Raw genomic sequence first — 17,833 nt, forward strand, 5'->3', positions numbered from 1 at the left:
TTTTTTTGCTTGTTCTTCAGCTTGTCCTCGGAATCTTACTCTTTCTTGTGCTTTTTCTATTTCATTCATAATACTTAACTCTTTATATTAAAAAAACATATTCATTTGTTTCTAAGAAACTACCTGTTAACGCTGAGCCTTCAAATCCAGCTCTTTTAAATCAAATTTTATATCGATTATTGCTCCCTCTTCTTCTCTGTTTGCTATATCTAAAATGCCGCAATGTTCTTCTACTATTCTTTTGACTATAGCAAGCCCTACTCCCATACCTTTACTGCTGGTCGTAACATAGCTTTCGGTAGCTTTGCCTATTAGCTCAGGCGGGAATCCTTTACCGTTATCCGTTACAATAACACTAGTAAAATCGTCTTTAACATCTATAGTAACTTCTATTTTGCCGGATTCTCGCCCTTCTATTGACTCTTCTGCATTTTTCAACAAATTGATCATAACTTGATTTATTTGGGTAGCATCACACATAAAATCAAATTGATCTACGTTAGACTCAAATTTATACAAAATATTATCATTAAGTAATTTACGTGCTTCAACAATATGTTTAACTAAATAAACTAATTCACTCTTCGTAAATTTAGGAGCAGGAAGACGTGCAAAAAGAACAAATTCGGATACTATATTTTTAATATCGTTAGTATGGCGAATAATCATTTTTAAATAACTTTCGAATTCTGCCCTTTCCTTAATTTCAGGGCTAAATTTCTTAAGCAATCTTTCAGAAGCAAGTAAAATAGGAGTTAGAGGGTTTTTAATCTCATGTGCTACTTTCTTAGCAACATCAGACCAAGCCATAGCCCTCTGTGCTATAACTAAATCACGCTGCTGGCGGGAAAGCTGCTTAATCATTCTATTAAATGCCGCATAAAGCGTTCCTATTTCGTCTTTATCTACTTCATTTTCAGGCACTTGTACCGTTAAATCACCGTCTTTAACTTTGTCGGTTGCAGTAACTAATTTTTTAATAGGGTTTACTATTTTAGCAGTAAATATAACCCCGAAACTTATAGCTACAAAAAGAAGTAATAAGGCAATAAAGATAAACATTATAGAGAACTTGATCTGTATATTATCTATTTCATTTTTAAGGCTATTATACTCGGCAGCTGCTCCATTAGTTGCATCTATATGGTCGATAATTTTATTATCTACTAATCTACCGACTAATAAATACACATCATTATATTCTTTTAATTTAATCAGCATCCTTATTTTGGTTGGATCGGATTTTACTTCCACCGGTTCACCTAAATCCGCTTTTTTAATTAAATGTGCGGGAATAGTTGCAAATGATAATGAAAAACTTAAATAACTATTAGCTACTATAGTATTAGTAGATTTGTTTAAAACTATAGCTTCATCAAGCGAACGCATCTCTGCTTCAGTATTAAGTGTTTTAGTAAATAAAACGGGATTGTGAATTAAATCGTAATACATATCGCTTAAATCTTCAGCAACGGCTAGAGCTGTTTCTTTTAGCTGCAATTTATGCTCAGCAATATAAGATTCGGCAACTATTACGGATTGATCAAGAACCGTAGAAATCTTCTTATCAAACCAAGCTTGAACACTAAGATTAAAAAAATAAACAGAAAATACCGAAACAATTATAGTTGGAATAGCTGCAACTAAACTAAAGGCAATTACAATACGATTTTGTAATTTAGAGCTATCATTATTATTATTTTTAGTAAAAAATTTTTGAGTTAGTAAAACACCTAAAATTAAAAAAATTGCTAAATCAACTAATAAAAATCCAATAATCGTACTAAAATTCTTCGATTCTAAAGATATCACATAAGAAGTGGCACAGGCAAAAATAACGGCAGCCGCTATTAAAGTAAAAATCAGCATTCTACTAGAAAAATAAGAATGTAAATTTTGTTTAAGATAACTAAGCATAGATACTGTTTATATGACTATAACGGTTCTTTATAACATAAAAAAAAGCCAATTGGGAATATTTCAAGTTTTAAGTACCTTATTGTCATTCCTGCGGGGCATTGTTGCGTGGGTATCTAATCGTCATTACGAGCAGCCGTAGGCTGCATGGCAATCTCATTAAATATCCTGAGATTGCTTCGTCAATTACTTACGTAATTTCCTTGCAATGACGGAAAATTACGAAGTAATCTACATAACAAAAAAGCTAGAAATATTAATATTTCTAGCTTTATATTTAGTATTTAAATAGTTTGAAATTTTATTCATCAAACATTTTTTTACGAGCAAATTTTCTCTGTCTTCTCGCTGCTTCTTGTGCTTTACGAACACGCTTCGCTGAAGGTGTTTCATAATAACGCTGTTCTTTCATCTTACGAAAATAAAGCTCTCTTTGTAGCTTTTTCTTAAAATTCTTAAGCATATTGTCACAATTACCGGCGTGAACATTTACTAGTATCACTAAAATTACTCTCCTTAAAAGATATTGTGGTTTATTGGACTGTACACTATAATTAAGTTATATGTCAAGGTTAAAAATATGAGCATTCAAGAAGAACACCATATCAAAAAAATAAGCTTCGTGCAATCTTTATTAGAATTATTACAGTTTAATGAATGGAATAACAAGCTACTTGAAGAAGCAGAAGAAAAATGCGACTTTGCCAAAGGCTATAGCTTAATAGTTTTTCCGGAAGGGTTATCTGAAATAGTAGAATTCTTTGAAAGCTACTTAGATAATATTATGCTAGAAAGCTTAAGCACAATAGAAGAACCAAAAAAAATAAGAGAGAAAATATTTTTAGCTGTAAAGATCAGAATCAAAACCGTGCTTCCTATTATTCATAGTAAGAATGCTGCTTATTTTGCATTAAACCCAATACAAGGCACTCAAGTTGCATTCCGTAGTTGTGATGCTATTTGGCGTTATGCCGGCGATAAATCTCTTGATTTTAACTATTATACCAAGAGAGGCTTATTACTCTCGGTTTATGTCTCATCTATTCTTTTTTACATACAAGACGAATCGGAACATTATATTGATACCGATAAATTTATTGAGACTTCCGTAGAAAATATAGTAAAAACTTTCTCACAAATGAAAAAACTACTCGACCCTTCAAATATCCCTATAGTTAGAATGTTTACGTAGATATACTCAGTTTTTATTAACTAAATTCAGTAATTTTTGGTCAAAAGTAAGTAAAGGCATATTTAAAGATTTGGCTTTAGCTAATAATATACAATCAACTATATGAATATTACATTTTGTATAATATTCTAAAGTATTTAGGTAATATTCTTTGTTCACAATGTATACCTTTATAAATAAGTAGATCCGATAAAGTATTAGAGATTTCATCGCGAGAAATTTTATAAACAGAAGATAGAACAAATATTACTTCAGTAAATATAGTTTATTCTATTATTAAAATAATCTGTCCTGTTTTGACTTGTTCAAATATTTCTTTTGTCTTATTAAACATATTTTTATCATCGGCAAGTAAATATCTAACAATAAAATTTGTATCACATATATACTTCATTGTATTTCCTTAACATTTTTATGATGTGAACATACATTGTCTTTCCAAGCTTTATCTCTTATTTCTTTGAAAGAAAGCTCGGTATTTTTTTTATATTTTGCAAATATGCCTCCTACATCTGAAACAGGCGATAGTATAACTTTGTTATTATCATCAATTTCTATAGAAATAATATTGCTATTTAAAATTTCTCTAACTTTTTTTGGTAGAACGATCTGTCCTTTTAGAAGTAATGGCTAAAGTATTGATATACATGTTAATAATTATTTAATATGACTTACTAAATAGTATTATTATACTAAATTTAATAAGTAAAGAAAACTAAAAAAGTAATATATTAAAATTCTTGTATTATTACCTCTCTTGCATATAATTAAAATATTTTTAAAAATAATTTCTAAAATAATGACAAATACTAAATATTACCCTGAAGTTAGTTCAAATGCTGATTTTGCAAGCTTAGAACGAGAGATACTAAAATTTTGGCAAGACAATAATATATTCCAAAAATCTATTGATGATAGGAATGGAGAGCCGGAATTTATTTTTTATGATGGTCCGCCTTTTGCAAACGGTTTGCCGCATTACGGTCACTTGCTTACCGGCTTTATTAAAGACGTATATGCTAGATACCAAACGGTTAAAGGCAAAAAAGTTGAGCGTCGCTTTGGCTGGGACTGTCACGGTCTACCTGCTGAAATGCAATCAGAGAAAGAGCTTGGTATTTCAGGACGTCTTGCAATAACTAACTTCGGTATAGGGAAGTTTAATGTACATTGCAGAGCTTCGGTCATGAAATATGCTAGCGATTGGGAAGAATATGTAACTCGTCAAGCAAGATGGGTGGATTTTAAAAATTCTTATAAAACAATGGATAAGAATTTTATGGAATCCGTCCTTTGGGCATTTAAGGAGTTATATAATAAGGGGTTATTGTATGAATCTATGCGGGTAATGCCGTATTCGTGGGCATGCGAAACACCGCTTTCTAACTTTGAAACAAGGCTTGATAATTCTTATAGAGAAAGAGCCGATAAAGCTGTAACGGTTAGTTTTGTGTTAGGAGACAAACTGCCGCACGGTGAATATAAAGAATATAGAATCCTCGCTTGGACGACAACGCCTTGGACATTACCGTCAAATCTAGCCCTCGCAGTCGGTAGTGATATAGATTACACATTAGTCCCAAAAAATGATGTTTGTTATATTATAGCCGCCTCTTCTGTCTCTAAATATGCTAAAGAATTAGGACTTAGTGGTGAAGAAAATTTTGAGATAATTAAAGGCTCAGAACTTCAGGGATTAAGCTATAAGCCTTTATTCGACTATTTCAAGGATCATCCAAATAGCTTTAAAATATTTGCCGGCGATTTCGTAGTTGAGGGTGACGGTACGGGGGTCGTACATATGGCTCCAGGTTTTGGTGAAGATGACCAAATCCTTTGCGAGTCAAAAGGGATCTCACTTGTTTGCCCTGTTGATAATAGCGGTAAATTCACTAAAGAAATTCCTGACTTAGAGGGTTTGCAAGTATTTGATGCGAATGACAAAATAATAATCAAACTGAAAGAACAAAGAAATTGGCTAAAAACCGAGCAGTATATTCATAATTATCCTCATTGCTGGCGTACCGATACACCTCTTATATATAAGGCCGTTCCATCGTGGTACGTAAAGGTTACGCAGTTTAAAGATAGAATGGTAGAGTTAAATCAGCAAATTAACTGGATACCTTTCCATGTTAAAGATAATTTGTTTGGTAAGTGGCTTGAAAATGCCCGTGATTGGTCGATAAGCCGTAATAGATTTTGGGGAACACCGCTGCCTGTATGGAAGTCCGATGATCTAAAATATCCACGCATAGATGTTTACGGCTCTATAGAGGAATTAGAGAAAGATTTTGGTGTTAAAGTTACTGATTTACATCGTCCGTTTATCGATGAGCTTACGAGGGCCAACCCCAACGATCCAACTGGTAAATCAACAATGCGTAGAATAGAAGATGTATTTGATTGCTGGTTTGAAAGCGGCTCAATGCCATATGGGCAAGCCCACTACCCTTTTGAAAATAAAGAATGGTTTGAGGATCATTTTCCGGCTGATTTTATAGTTGAATATTCAGCTCAAACACGCGGCTGGTTCTATACTTTAATAGTGCTATCTACCGCTTTATTTGATCGTCCGCCGTTTTTAAATTGTATATGCCACGGCGTGATTTTAGACGCTACCGGTCAAAAACTCTCAAAGCGTCTTAATAACTATGCCGATCCGCTAGAGCTATGTGATAAATACGGCTCAGATGCCTTAAGAGTTATGATGCTATCTTCAAACGTTGTTAAAGGTCAGGAGTTGTTAATCGATAAAGACGGTAAGATGGTATTTGATACGCTTCGCCTATTTATCAAGCCTATTTGGAATGCTTACCATTTCTTCACGATGTATGCGAATGCCGATTCGCTTAAAGGCGAGGTTGATTTTAGCTCTAAAAATGTACTTGATGTTTATATATTATCCAAACTTAAAATAACCATACAAAAAATTGAAGAGAGCTTAGATAATTTTGATACGCAAACGGCTTATCATGCAGTTTCAGAATTTTTTGAAGTGTTGAATAACTGGTATATAAGGCGCAGTAGAGCAAGATTTTGGAAAAGCGAAAAAGATGCAGATAAACAAAATGCCTATAATACTCTGTATTCATGTTTAGAGACCATGGCAATTGCGATGTCGGCACTAGTACCTATGATTTCGGAGGCGATATATAAAGGATTACGTCATTGCGAGGAGCGTAGCGACGCGGTAATCTCAGGAAATTCTCGTAAGATTGCCACGGCACTTTCAGTGCCTCGCAATGACGGGAAAAGCGTCCATCTCTGCAACTACCCTGATCTCTCAAACTTTGAGGTAAATCACAAGTTAGTTGCTACTATGGATAACGTGCTTGATATTTGTAGTAATAGCCTGTTTATTAGAAGTACTGAAAATATCAGGGTAAGGCAGCCGCTTGCTAGCATAACTATCATCAGTAAACATAATGATAAACTTAAAGATTTTGAAGATTTAATTAAAGACGAAATTAATATTAAGGCGGTAATTTATCGTGATGATCTAGAGAATTACGCAGCTAAAAAATTATCGATTAATTTCCCTATACTCGGTAAAAATCTGCCACATAAAATGAAAGAGATTATAGCCGCTTCTAAAAAAGGTGAATGGGAAGCTACTGCCGTGGGTTTAACCATATGCGGCGAAACCTTAAATAGTAAAGAATATAAGCTAGTTTTAGAGCCGTATTCACATATCAAGGGAGCAGCAAGTTTTGAAAATAATAGTAGCCTACTCATACTTGATTTAGAGCTAACGCCTGAATTAATAGAAGAAGGAATAGCAAGAGACATTGTACGCTTCATACAACAGGCTCGTAAAGATGCCGATTTCTCTATAACTGATAGGATTTTAATTGAGATAATAAGCGAACTTGATTTATCTAAAATAATCAATATTTATGGAGATTTTATCAAAGAACAAACTTTAGGCGAGTTTGCTAAAGATTTCACGCCTGATTATATAAGTGAAATAGAGCTAGAGAAGCATAGAGTACAACTGAAAATTAAAAAAAATTTAACGGATAGTAAATTTATTAATAATTAATATTTTTATTGATAACTTACCTAGGTTAATATATAACGCACGCTATAAATTAATTTAGGTAAATTATCATGTACAACTCCTCCATAGCTCCGGGGAAAGGTTCTTGGATTAAAAACTGTTTAAGAACTAATGAACCGGAAACTACTAAAACAGAAAATGTAATAACTCTAGAATATTTAAAACAATATTTTGATGCGTTTCATCCTAAAGACGGAATAGCATTAAATATTATAGCTAGCTTAGATGATCCGAATTTAAATAAAATAAATCTCATGGAAGGTCTTATATCTCAAGGTGCAAATAAATACAAAGCATTAGAATTTGCACTTAAAAACAATAATAAACAAGCTGAATATTTACTTAATAATCTTACGTTGAACCTAATCCTAACCTAGTACAAGCAATACACAATAAAAGTTTAACTTTAGTAAAGTATTTTGTAGAAAAAAAAGAGTGAATGTAAATTTTAGTCATTATGGTTCTAATATACTAAGCGTTGCTGCCGGTTTGGAAGAACCTTACAAAACAGATATTACATGTTATCTTTTAATAAAAGGAGCAACTTATTTAAATACAACCTTAGAAGAAGCAGAACAAGCTAATCAAAATGTAAACGATCTTCATAAGCAAATCTTTTTTAAAGCAATAAACGAAAATAAGCTTGAAGTAATTAAAAAATTTGTCGAAATATACGGCTTTGATGTTAATGCTGATATTGTTTTAATACACCGTTAAGTACCGCAATTAATTCAAAAAACAGAAAAGAAGTTGTAAAGTATCTTTTATCTAAAAATGCTTCTACAACTGCCGCTATGTCAGCAGCAGCTACAGAAGGTAATCTAAAAGTAATTAAACTATTATTAAATGCAAAAGCAAATATTGACGGCATTGATAATAAATCACCTTTAATGCCTGCATCGGAACAGGAACATATCTCAGTAGTAAAATATTGACTTGAACACGGTGCTAAGTATGATATCCAAGGATGGTGTGGAGGCACAGTAACAACTAATCTATATACTGATGTAAATGTTCAAGTAAAGAAACTGTTAATATTATGGGAGAAAGTTGACAATACTAATCTTGACCCTCCGGAATTATCAAAACATTTTCAAAATATATTAAATGAAATATTACTAACAAGTATCTCATCAAATTATAAGGGATATAAGAATTTATCATTAGAACAAATAAAGCAAAAATTTTCTAAATTCAAAAAACAACTATCTAAAGATTTACAAAATTTCGTAGAAATTAAAGCACTGTTAAAAGATACTCCTTCTAAATCAGGTATATTTCGCACTTTTTCCCTTGAGAGACTTGAGGCACTTGATGAAGAGCAAACTTCTTTAGGCGGTGATACAAAATATATATTCGATTCTGAGTTTAAAGGTTAGTTCAATGTCATTCCTGCGGTAAGCTTGCTTTGTATGAAAAATCGTCATTGCGAGCCGTCGTAGTACTTGCGTGGCAATCCAGAAAAATAATAAAAAAATTCTGATTACAGAGTTTTTTATTGGATTGCTTCGTCAAAACTTATAGTTTTTCCTTGCAATGACGATATCAGAGTATATCCCAAGCAAACTCCAATAATATCTGTCCTCTTACAACATTATCCTTTTCATTAACGTAAATTTTAGCTATTTTCCCATCTCTTTCGGCGAGGAGTAGATTTTCCATTTTCATAGCAGTTAAAACCATAATTTCTTGTCCTGCTATTACTTGCTGTCCTTCTTTTACCTTTATCGCAACAATTTGACCACTTAGAGGTGCTACAAGTTCAGAGCTTTCTTCTACCACTACTTTTGAGACCATCAATGCTTCAAGTTCGGATATGCGAGGGGAGCGAACAAAGGCTTTTACACTAATACCTGCATGCGATAATAAATAACCAGTTCTGATATTCTCTATTTTTACATTTGTCTTTTTACCGTTAATGATAGCCGTAAAAAGTTCATTACCTAAATTCCAGTTACTACGAATATATATTCTATCGCTTTCGTGACGTATATTATAGCCGTTTTCAACAGGTGTAATTAAGACAGGGAATAGTTTATCATCGATAGTTACCACCCACCTTGTACCTATTTTGTTAGCCTGATTGTTAATATTGCCGGAAATTAAAGAAGCACGTCTTTGCTCTGATATATAAATAAAAATAGCCGTTGCTAAAAATACGGTAGTTACTTCTGAAGTTAGACTAGCTCCGGAAAAACCGTCAGGATATTCTTCTTGAATAAAGGCAGTAGAAATATCGCCGCTAACAAAACGCGGATGCAGTATTACCGCTTCTAAGAAACTGATATTATGAGCAATACCGTTAATTATATAAGAACTCAAAGCAGAACGCATTACCTCAATTGCCTGCTCTCTTGTTTCACCGTAAGTACATAATTTCGCAATCATTGAGTCATAAAACATACTTACTTCACCGCCAAGCCCAATCCCCGTATCTATACGGATATTAGGACTCTTTGCAGGTTCGGAATAAGCTATAATTCTACCGCTAGAAGGTAAGAAACCTCGGCTTGGATTTTCGGCACAAATTCGTGATTCAAATGCCCAACCTTTTAATTTTATGTCATCTTGCGTAAATGATAATTTCTCGCCGGCTGCGATTTTTATCATCTCTTCAACGATATCTATACCGGTAATTAGCTCAGTAACAGGATGCTCGACTTGCAACCTAGTATTCATTTCTAAAAAATAGAAATTTTTATTGCTATCTACTATAAACTCAACAGTACCAGCCGAATAATATCCCACTTTTTGAGATAAGGATATTACCTGCCGATACATTTCTTGCCTTATATCTTCAGTAATAAAAGAACTTGGTGCTTCTTCGATTACTTTTTGATGGTGACGCTGTATTGAACACTCACGCTCTCCGAGGCATACACTATTGCCGTATTGATCGGCAATTAGCTGAATTTCGATATGACGGGGAGTTTGAATTAACTTCTCAATAAATAATCTATCGTCACTAAAACTATTGGCTGCTTCAAGCTTTGCCGACTCAAAAGCATTTGCCATTTCAGCGGGATTATTCACCACTCTCATACCACGTCCACCGCCGCCGGCAGTCGCTTTTACTATTACCGGAAAACCGATTTCTTTAGCAATATCTATAGCTTGTTTAACATCTTTTATAGTCCCCATATAACCTGGAACAGTACTAACGCCCGCCTCTATTGCAATTTTCTTTGCTTCGATTTTATCGCCCATTTTCTTAATGGTCGTAGCACTAGGACCTATTAAAACTACTCCTTCTCTTTTAAGAATATTGGCAAAATTTGGATTTTCCGATAAAAAACCGTACCCGGGATGTACTGCACTTGCCCCACTTTCACGGATTGCCGAAATAATATTTTTAATAGATAAATAACTTTCCGTTGCAGGAGAATCACCTATATAATAAGCTTCATCTGCATACTGCACATACATTGAGTTTGTATCTGCTTCAGAATATACTGCAACCGACTTTATACCCATCTTTTTTAAGGTACGTATTATCCTAACGGCGATCTCGCTACGATTAGCAATTAAAATTTTATCAAATAATGGTTTATTCATAGTTTTTTGTTATAATTTTTCTTGTATTTTTCGTCATTGCATAGCAATTGACGAAGCAATCCAGCAAAAAATTCTGATTTACAGAACTTTTTTATTATTTTTTCTGGATTGCCACACTCCTTTCAGTCGCTCGCAATGACGATTAGGTATCTCAACAATGCTGAGCTAGGAATGACATAAAACGACCTATGCAACAACGCCGATTTGATCCCGGGATGACAGCTAAAGCGGCAAGTTATCATGTTTCTTCCAAGGCAATTCTACCTTTTTAGTACGTAGGAAATTTAATGCCTTGCATATTCGCCATCTAGTATTTTGTGGTCTTATAATATCATCTAAATACCCCCTAGATGCCGCAACAAAAGGCGATGTTACCACTTTCTTATACTCATCGATTTTTTGCTTTTTGGCTTGTGCGTCTTTACATTCTTCCTTAAATATTATCTCGGCTGCTCCCTCTGCTCCCATAACGGCGATTTCCGAATTAAACCAAGCATAATTTATATCGCCTTTAAGATGCTTAGAGTTCATAACTATATAAGCACCTCCATAAGCCTTACGGGTAATTACGGTAATCTTCGGCACCGTAGCTTCCGCATAAGCATATAACAGCTTAGCACCGTGCTTAATAATACCGTCATGCTCTTGAGATGTACCAGGCAGAAACCCTGGAACATCAACAAGGCTTACTATAGGAATATTAAACGCATCGCAAAACCTGATGAATCTTGCTGCTTTTCTTGAAGCGTTTATATCTAAACATCCTGCTAAATACAATGGTTGATTAGCAACAAATCCTACTGGATAGCCTTCCATATAACCAAATCCGATAATGATATTCTTAGCGAAATCGGGCTGCAATTCAAAAAACTCCCCCTCATCAACGATACGCTCGACAAGCTCTTTCATATCGTAAGGCTTATTGGGAGTATTAGGTATTAACGTACTAAGAGACATGTCAACTCTATCAGCAGGATCAACGGTCGGACGAACGGGAAGAGGACTACGATTGGATAACGGCAGGAAATTAAAGAACTTACGAATTTCAAGCAATGCTTCTATATCATTATTAAATGCAAGATCGGCAACGCCGCTTTTGGTGGTATGCATATAGGCACCACCGAGCTTTTCTTGACTTACTTCTTCACCTGTAACTGTTTTAACTACATCAGGACCGGTTACGAACATATAAGAACTATTCTTAACCATGAATATAAAATCAGTTAAGGCAGGAGAATATACTGCACCACCGGCACAAGGTCCCATAATTAGGGTAATTTGTGGAATGACTCCCGAAGCTAAAACGTTACGCCGAAATAATTCACCATATCCGGCAAGAGCATCAACGCCTTCTTGAATTCTTGCTCCGCCCGAATCGTTAATACCGATTACGGGAGCCCCAGTTGCTATAGCTTGATCAATAATATCGCAGATTTTCTTAGCATGATATTCGCCGAGTGAGCCGCCGAGTACGGTAAAATCTTGGCTATAAATAAATACCAACCTACCGTTTATCGTACCGTGTCCCGTTACAACACCATCACCTAAAAACTTTTTATCCTGCATCCCGAAATTATCGCATCTATGGGACACAAACATACCTGTTTCGGTGAAACTATTCGGGTCTAGTAATACTTCTATCCGTTCTCTCGCACTTAATTTACCTTTTTGATGCTGGGCTTTGATTCGTGCTTCACCACCCCCTTGCCTTGCAATATTTTTTCTCTCATCCAATAACTCAGGAGAGATTATATTACTTTGATTCATAGATATTTATAGTTTTATTTTTCAAAATATCCATAATATAATATAATAATGCTAATGTGAAAAGATAATTATTTATGTCATCTACCGAAGATACCAAAGAAAAACCTTCAATAGCCAAACCAGCAGCTAAATTTAATAACTTATCAACTGCTTTAAAAAAGAATTTACAAAGAAGAAAGAAAGTACAAAAAGAAAAGAATAATAAAGAAAAAATTGATACTATAATAGAAAATAACTTTTAGGATAATAAAATATGAGTTTACATGAAATAATAATTAAAATCAGTAAAATTTTTTCTATTTTTATTCCCAAACAAGATACAGGGAAATCTAATGATAATATTCCTGCTAATAGAGAAGCAATGCACGATTATTATGAAGATTTAAATCATCCTCATTAAAAAGTATTTATCTATATGCAATTTGACATATTAATATAAATTGCTAATATTTGGAGAGTTTAGGTTTTATTGTATTGGTAATAAAACAGTCATTGCGAGCGATTAAAGGCGTTGTTGCGTGGCTCTGATGTCGTTCCCGCGTAGGCGGGAGAATCCAGAAAAATAACCTTAATATTGCTACACATTATTAACAAACCTAAAAAAACAAGTTTTTTATAGGTTTTACTGGATTCCCGCCTATGCGGGAATGACGTCGGATTCATACAACAAAGTTTTGCCTTTGCAGAAATGACATCAAAATCCAACAAAATGGGCATTTAAAATATTTTACATCATGGATACAAACAAATTATATCTTTTCAAAGATAGACGATTTTTACCAAATTTTATAGTGCAGTTATGCGGTTGTCTTAATGATAATATATTAAAAAATGCTCTAGTAATCCTTATAACTTACGGTGTTTCAGGAGCTTTAAGTAAATATAATAATCTACTTGTTTTAATTGCTAATGCTACTTTTGTACTACCTTTCATAATATTCGCAAGCATAGCAGGACAAATTGCCGATAAATACGAGCGTGCAAATCTTATTAAAATTATTAAGATTTGTGAAATCGGTATAATTGCCTTTGCAATTTACGGATTTCATCATAATAATCTGCTAATTCTGTTCTATTCTATTTGCTTAATGGGTATATACTCTACTTTTTTCGGTCCAATCAAATATAGCGTATTACCCGATCACCTAAATAAAGACGAACTACTTGGAGCTAACGGCTTTGTTGAAGCCGGAACTTTTATCGGTATTTTTATCGGTACTATAATCGGCAGCTATTATACAATCAGCAATAATTTTATAATTTATTCCTTAATTACCATCGCCTTTCTCGGCTTTATTACAAGCCTTTTTTCCCCAAAATCTAAAAACGCAAATCGTGATATTAAAATAAATTTTAATATTATAGATGAAAGCATAAATATGATTAAATATGCCAAAGCAAAAAAACAGATATATTTAGCTATACTTGGTATTTCATGGTTTTGGTTTATCGGAGCTGCTATAATTTCACAAATACCTTTACTTGCTAAGATAACTTTTAAAGCTGATGAGAATGTTGCTAACTTATTTTTAGCGGTTTTCTCGCTTGGTGTAGGGGTCGGTTCGTTTTTATGTAGCAAAATATTTGAAGATGAAATTACCATTAAATATCTATTTATTTCAGCCCTAGGCATTAGTATTTTCGGTATTGATTTATTCTTTGCAAGTAGAATTAGTTCAGTTAACTATGAACCTACTCAGCTAAAAAGTATTTTAGTATTTTTATCTAAAAGACATAATTGGCGAATAGTTATAGATTTATTTTTCTTAGCGGTAATAGGTGGTTTATATATCGTTCCTCTTTTTGCGATATTACAGCATTACGCAAACCCCGCTCATCGTAGCCGAATTATTGCCGTTAACAATCTTATCAATTCCATTTTCATGGTGGGATCAACAATTATTTTATCTTTATTATTTTACCTAAATTTCACTATACCCTGGATTATATTGTTTATTAGCCTAGCTAATATAATCGTCACTATATATATTTACCGCTTAATACCTGAAGTTAAAATTATTCCGTTTAAGCTATTGCGAAGAATATTCCAAATCTGTTTTGATCTTATGTATAAGGTTGAAGTTAAAGGATTTGAAAATTTTCAAAAAGCAGGCAAAAAAGTAGTAGTTGTCGCTAATCATATTTCATATCTCGACCCGCCGCTAATTGCTACTTACTTACGAGAAGAAATGACTTTTGCAATTAGTCCTGATATACAAAAAATATGGTGGATTAAACCGTTTTTGCGTATGGCTAAAACTTTGCCGGTTGATCCAAGTAATCCAATGGCAATAAAGACTTTAGTAAAAGAAGTACAAAAGGATCAGAAAGTAGCAATTTTCCCTGAAGGTAGAATAAGCGTTACCGGCTCTTTAATGAAAATATATGAAGGACCGGGAATGATTGCCGATAAAGCCGGTGCTACCGTTTTACCGGTTAGAATAGACGGAACTCAATTTACTCATTTATCAAAATTAAAAAACATATTAAAAAGAAAAATATTCCCTAAAATTACTATAACCGTTTTACCGCCGGTAAAATTCGCTAATATGGATGCTACAAGTAATCAAGAACGACGCAGTTATATATCTAGGACTCTTTATGATATCATGGCTGACATGATGTTTGAGAGTTCAGACTATAAAAATACTTTATTCTCATCTCTTATAGAAGCTGCTAAAATTCATGGATTTAAGAAAAAAATAGTTGATGATTTTGAAAATAATGCGGTTACTTATCGAGATTTAATATTAAAATCTTTTATCCTAGGTGATTTAATCAAAAAGAATAATATCTTTGGCAGAAATTTAGGCTTAATGTTGTCTAATACCACAAATACGTTAATTACTTTTTACGCTATGCAATCTAGCGGTTATGTTCCTGCTATAATTAACTGGAGCAGCGGCATAAGTACTATTATTAACTCCTGTAAACTTGCACAAATTAAAGTAGTTTACACTTCAAAACAATTTATCGAGAAAGCAAATTTACATGAATTAATAACTAACTTATTAGATTTCGGTATTAAAATAATATATTTAGAAGATTTTAAAAATCAGATTGGTACAGCTCTAAAACTAAAAGCAAAAATAGGAAGTTATTTTGCCCAAACTTATTACAATTATTTTTGTCGTAATCGTGATGACGAAAAACCGGCAGTAATAATTTTTACTTCAGGTACTGAAGGTGAACCTAAAGCCGTATTACTATCTCACAGAAATTTACAAACTAATAGATATCAAATAACTGCTAAAGTACCTTTTAGCCCTGAAGATATAGTATTTAACTCATTACCTTTATTTCATTGTTTTGGTCTTGGTGGTGCAATTATTACAACTTTAAACGGTATTAAACTGTTTCTATATCCTGCTCCACTAAATTATCGCAGCATTCCTGAAGTTATATACGATATCGGAGCAACTATATTAATTTCTACCGATACTTTTTTAAACGGTTATGCTAATTACGCTCACCCATATGATTTTTACTCATTACGCTATGTATTTGCCGGTAGCGAGAAATTAAAAGAATCTACAAGACAATTTTGGCTTAATAAATACGGCATACGTATTTTTGAAGGATATGGGATTACAGAAGCCGCACCTATTATAGCTTGCAATACCCCTATGCATAATAAAGCAGGCACGGTAGGAAGATTATTACCGAAAATTGATTATAAGCTTGAGAAAGTAGAGGGAATAAATGAAGGGGGACGTTTATTCATTAGGGGTCCTAACATCATGCTTGGTTACTTAGACTTAGAAAGCAACCATACTTATAGAGAATGGTATGACACTGGCGATATAGTCAAGATAGATTCTGAAGGATATATAACAATTTTAGGACGTTTAAAACGCTTTGCTAAAATAGCAGGGGAAATGATATCTCTTACAAAAATTGAAGAACTTGCAAGCGAAATTAATCTTGATTCCTTGCACGCTGCTATTTCTATTCCCGATAAAACGCACGGAGAAAAGATTATTTTACTTACTACCGGTTCCGATATAAATAGAGAGAACTTTGCAGATGCCGTATCTAAAGCTCAAATTTCTTTACTACATTTACCGAAAGTAATTATTACCGATTCAGAAATACCTCTGCTTGCAAACGGCAAAATTGACTATCTTGAGATTATGAAAAACCACTCGTATCATACCGTGGCTTGACCGGCGTCGTTGCATGGCTTGAAAAACCCGTTCAGTGTCACCCCGTGGCTTGACCACGGGGTGACATTTATTTTTCTTTTGACTATTAATAGCAGCATTCAACGCTAATTTAAACCACTTACCTAATAACTCTTGATCCTCCATAATTTCAGGTAACACCTTCCAATATGATAGCGTTATAAGTTTACTTTTACTTTGATATATAAATGGCTCAGAACCGAAGGATTGAAAATATTCATAAGTGCTTAGGTCTGACTTAAAATACAATTTCATTGCTCATAATAATTCCTATCATAAAACCACCCTTATATATACCATATCCACCAAACATTGCACGAACGGCTACTGAACCATATGGTTCTAACAATTCTTTGACATATTCAGTAAATTCATTTTTGTTCATAATAATCGCTTTAAATACAACAAACAATAAATAAACGTACCTAATATAATAAACAATGGAGTTAAAGGTAGGTTAAAATAGAAAGAGCTAAGTGCGGCACAAAAATTAATAAATAAAGAGATAACAATTGATATTATCATCATCTGCGAGGGGCTATATGCTATAAACCGTGCGATCATTGCAGGAATAAGTAAAATAGCAGTTACCATAAGTACTCCGACAATCTTTATAGCAGAAAGTACGGAAAATGATAACAGCAGTAAAAATATTAGCTCAATAATATTAACCTTTAAGCCTTTTATGACTGCAATATCTCTATTGATGATTATAAGAAGAATTTGATTATAAAAATATACTATAAAGCCTATAATAGTTATTAACACTATTGCAAGTATAATCAAATCATTAAAAGACACGGATAAAATATCCCCAAACAACAAATTCACTATATTATTCTGCAAAGAAGTAAAATAATTAATAACTAAAGCAACAGCTAGCATAAAGCTAGAAATCAAATTAATAACTGCATTTTTTTCAGAATTATTTTTAAAAATAAACAAAAAAAACGAAAAAAGAATTGCAACGATTATACCTGAATATATTAATGGAAAATGTGCTATAATACTTATGCTAGCCGCTAAAAAACTACTATGAGCAAGCCCATCGCCGAAATAAATATATCTCTTCCATAAGGCAATGCAGCCAAGGGGGGCAAATATGCAGCTAATTAAAATTAAGGCTAGTATTATAAGAAGCATCTCTATATTATA

At 33.3% G+C, this 17,833-nt stretch carries 17 protein-coding genes and 1 pseudogene; 8 read left to right on the plus strand and 10 right to left on the minus strand.

Annotated features, from left to right (window positions below; translation table 11 throughout):
* Window positions 1-126: 126 nt before the first annotated feature.
* Both AB1146_RS00155 and rpsU read right to left on the minus strand, forming a co-directional pair.
* Window positions 127-1,917, minus strand: a complete 1,791-nt coding sequence (locus tag AB1146_RS00155) for a sensor histidine kinase NtrY-like (RefSeq protein ID WP_010421891.1) — start codon at window positions 1,915-1,917, stop codon at window positions 127-129.
* Between the two features lie 301 nt (window positions 1,918-2,218).
* The gene (gene rpsU / locus AB1146_RS00160) at window positions 2,219-2,419 is read right to left on the minus strand and encodes a 30S ribosomal protein S21 (RefSeq protein ID WP_010421890.1); all 201 of its coding nucleotides are present in this window, start codon (window positions 2,417-2,419) and stop codon (window positions 2,219-2,221) included.
* Between the two features lie 78 nt (window positions 2,420-2,497).
* Between rpsU and AB1146_RS00165 the strand changes: the two genes are divergently transcribed.
* Window positions 2,498-3,109: a COQ9 family protein gene (locus AB1146_RS00165; RefSeq protein ID WP_010421888.1), complete on the plus strand. Its 612-nt coding sequence runs from the start codon at window positions 2,498-2,500 to the stop codon at window positions 3,107-3,109.
* Between the two features lie 6 nt (window positions 3,110-3,115).
* Here AB1146_RS00165 and AB1146_RS00170 read toward each other — a convergent pair whose 3' ends face one another.
* Both AB1146_RS00170 and AB1146_RS00175 read right to left on the minus strand, forming a co-directional pair.
* A complete protein-coding gene (locus AB1146_RS00170; protein WP_232203676.1) occupies window positions 3,116-3,268 on the minus strand; it encodes a PIN domain-containing protein in 153 nt (50 codons plus the stop codon).
* A 106-nt stretch (window positions 3,269-3,374) separates the two neighbouring features.
* Window positions 3,375-3,503: a hypothetical protein gene (locus AB1146_RS00175; protein WP_269572117.1), complete on the minus strand. Its 129-nt coding sequence runs from the start codon at window positions 3,501-3,503 to the stop codon at window positions 3,375-3,377.
* 405 nt (window positions 3,504-3,908) lie between these two features.
* On the opposite strand from AB1146_RS00175, the gene ileS reads away from it, so the two are divergent.
* From ileS to AB1146_RS00195, 4 genes are all read left to right on the plus strand, one after another.
* Entirely contained in the window at window positions 3,909-7,154 is a 3,246-nt protein-coding gene (ileS, locus tag AB1146_RS00180; protein WP_010421882.1) for an isoleucine--tRNA ligase, read from the plus strand.
* Between the two features lie 68 nt (window positions 7,155-7,222).
* Window positions 7,223-7,549, plus strand: a complete 327-nt coding sequence (locus tag AB1146_RS00185) for a hypothetical protein (protein ID WP_010421880.1) — start codon at window positions 7,223-7,225, stop codon at window positions 7,547-7,549.
* Window positions 7,550-7,607: 58 nt separating this feature from the next.
* On the plus strand, window positions 7,608-7,889 hold the full coding sequence (locus tag AB1146_RS00190) for a hypothetical protein (RefSeq protein WP_010421877.1): 282 nt from the start codon (window positions 7,608-7,610) through the stop codon (window positions 7,887-7,889).
* A gap of 8 nt (window positions 7,890-7,897) precedes the next feature.
* A complete protein-coding gene (locus AB1146_RS00195; protein WP_083831781.1) occupies window positions 7,898-8,107 on the plus strand; it encodes an ankyrin repeat domain-containing protein in 210 nt (69 codons plus the stop codon).
* 610 nt (window positions 8,108-8,717) lie between these two features.
* Here the strand turns inward: AB1146_RS00195 and AB1146_RS00200 are convergent.
* The 3 genes and pseudogenes from AB1146_RS00200 to AB1146_RS00210 form a co-directional block, all read right to left on the minus strand.
* On the minus strand, window positions 8,718-10,727 hold the full coding sequence (locus AB1146_RS00200; protein ID WP_010421873.1) for an acetyl/propionyl/methylcrotonyl-CoA carboxylase subunit alpha: 2,010 nt from the start codon (window positions 10,725-10,727) through the stop codon (window positions 8,718-8,720).
* A gap of 35 nt (window positions 10,728-10,762) precedes the next feature.
* A pseudogene (locus AB1146_RS00205) lies at window positions 10,763-10,886 on the minus strand (zinc ABC transporter substrate-binding protein); the annotation flags it as partial.
* A gap of 63 nt (window positions 10,887-10,949) precedes the next feature.
* A complete protein-coding gene (locus AB1146_RS00210) occupies window positions 10,950-12,494 on the minus strand; it encodes an acyl-CoA carboxylase subunit beta (RefSeq protein WP_010421871.1) in 1,545 nt (514 codons plus the stop codon).
* Window positions 12,495-12,568: 74 nt separating this feature from the next.
* Here AB1146_RS00210 and AB1146_RS00215 point away from each other — a divergent pair, with 74 nt between their 5' ends.
* The 3 genes from AB1146_RS00215 (at window position 12,569) to AB1146_RS00225 (ending at window position 16,660) form a co-directional block, all read left to right on the plus strand.
* Window positions 12,569-12,736, plus strand: coding sequence for a hypothetical protein (locus tag AB1146_RS00215; RefSeq protein ID WP_010421869.1), 168 nt, complete (start codon window positions 12,569-12,571; stop codon window positions 12,734-12,736).
* An 11-nt stretch (window positions 12,737-12,747) separates the two neighbouring features.
* Window positions 12,748-12,894 carry a hypothetical protein gene (locus AB1146_RS00220; RefSeq protein WP_010421867.1) on the plus strand — a complete coding sequence of 49 codons (147 nt, stop codon included), beginning with the start codon at window positions 12,748-12,750 and terminating at the stop codon, window positions 12,892-12,894.
* A 334-nt stretch (window positions 12,895-13,228) separates the two neighbouring features.
* Window positions 13,229-16,660 (plus strand): acyl-[ACP]--phospholipid O-acyltransferase, encoded by a 3,432-nt coding sequence (locus AB1146_RS00225; protein WP_010421865.1) that lies wholly within the window; start codon window positions 13,229-13,231, stop codon window positions 16,658-16,660.
* Here the strand turns inward: AB1146_RS00225 and AB1146_RS00230 are convergent.
* Genes AB1146_RS00230 through AB1146_RS00240 form a run of 3 tightly spaced genes read right to left on the minus strand, consistent with a single transcriptional unit; the run spans window position 16,580 to window position 17,821 of the window.
* The gene (locus tag AB1146_RS00230) at window positions 16,580-16,933 is read right to left on the minus strand and encodes a TfoX/Sxy family protein (protein WP_269572115.1); all 354 of its coding nucleotides are present in this window, start codon (window positions 16,931-16,933) and stop codon (window positions 16,580-16,582) included. The genes AB1146_RS00225 and AB1146_RS00230 overlap by 81 nt on opposite strands.
* Window positions 16,917-17,063: a TfoX/Sxy family protein gene (locus tag AB1146_RS00235; protein ID WP_269572114.1), complete on the minus strand. Its 147-nt coding sequence runs from the start codon at window positions 17,061-17,063 to the stop codon at window positions 16,917-16,919. The genes AB1146_RS00230 and AB1146_RS00235 overlap by 17 nt, the downstream gene beginning before the upstream one ends.
* Window positions 17,060-17,821: a metal ABC transporter permease gene (locus AB1146_RS00240; RefSeq protein WP_010421862.1), complete on the minus strand. Its 762-nt coding sequence runs from the start codon at window positions 17,819-17,821 to the stop codon at window positions 17,060-17,062. The genes AB1146_RS00235 and AB1146_RS00240 overlap by 4 nt, the downstream gene beginning before the upstream one ends.
* Between the last annotated feature and the right edge of the window lie 12 nt (window positions 17,822-17,833).

The sequence above is a fragment of the Rickettsia helvetica genome, assembly GCF_963970025.1.
GTDB classification, from domain to species: Bacteria; Pseudomonadota; Alphaproteobacteria; order Rickettsiales; family Rickettsiaceae; genus Rickettsia; species Rickettsia helvetica.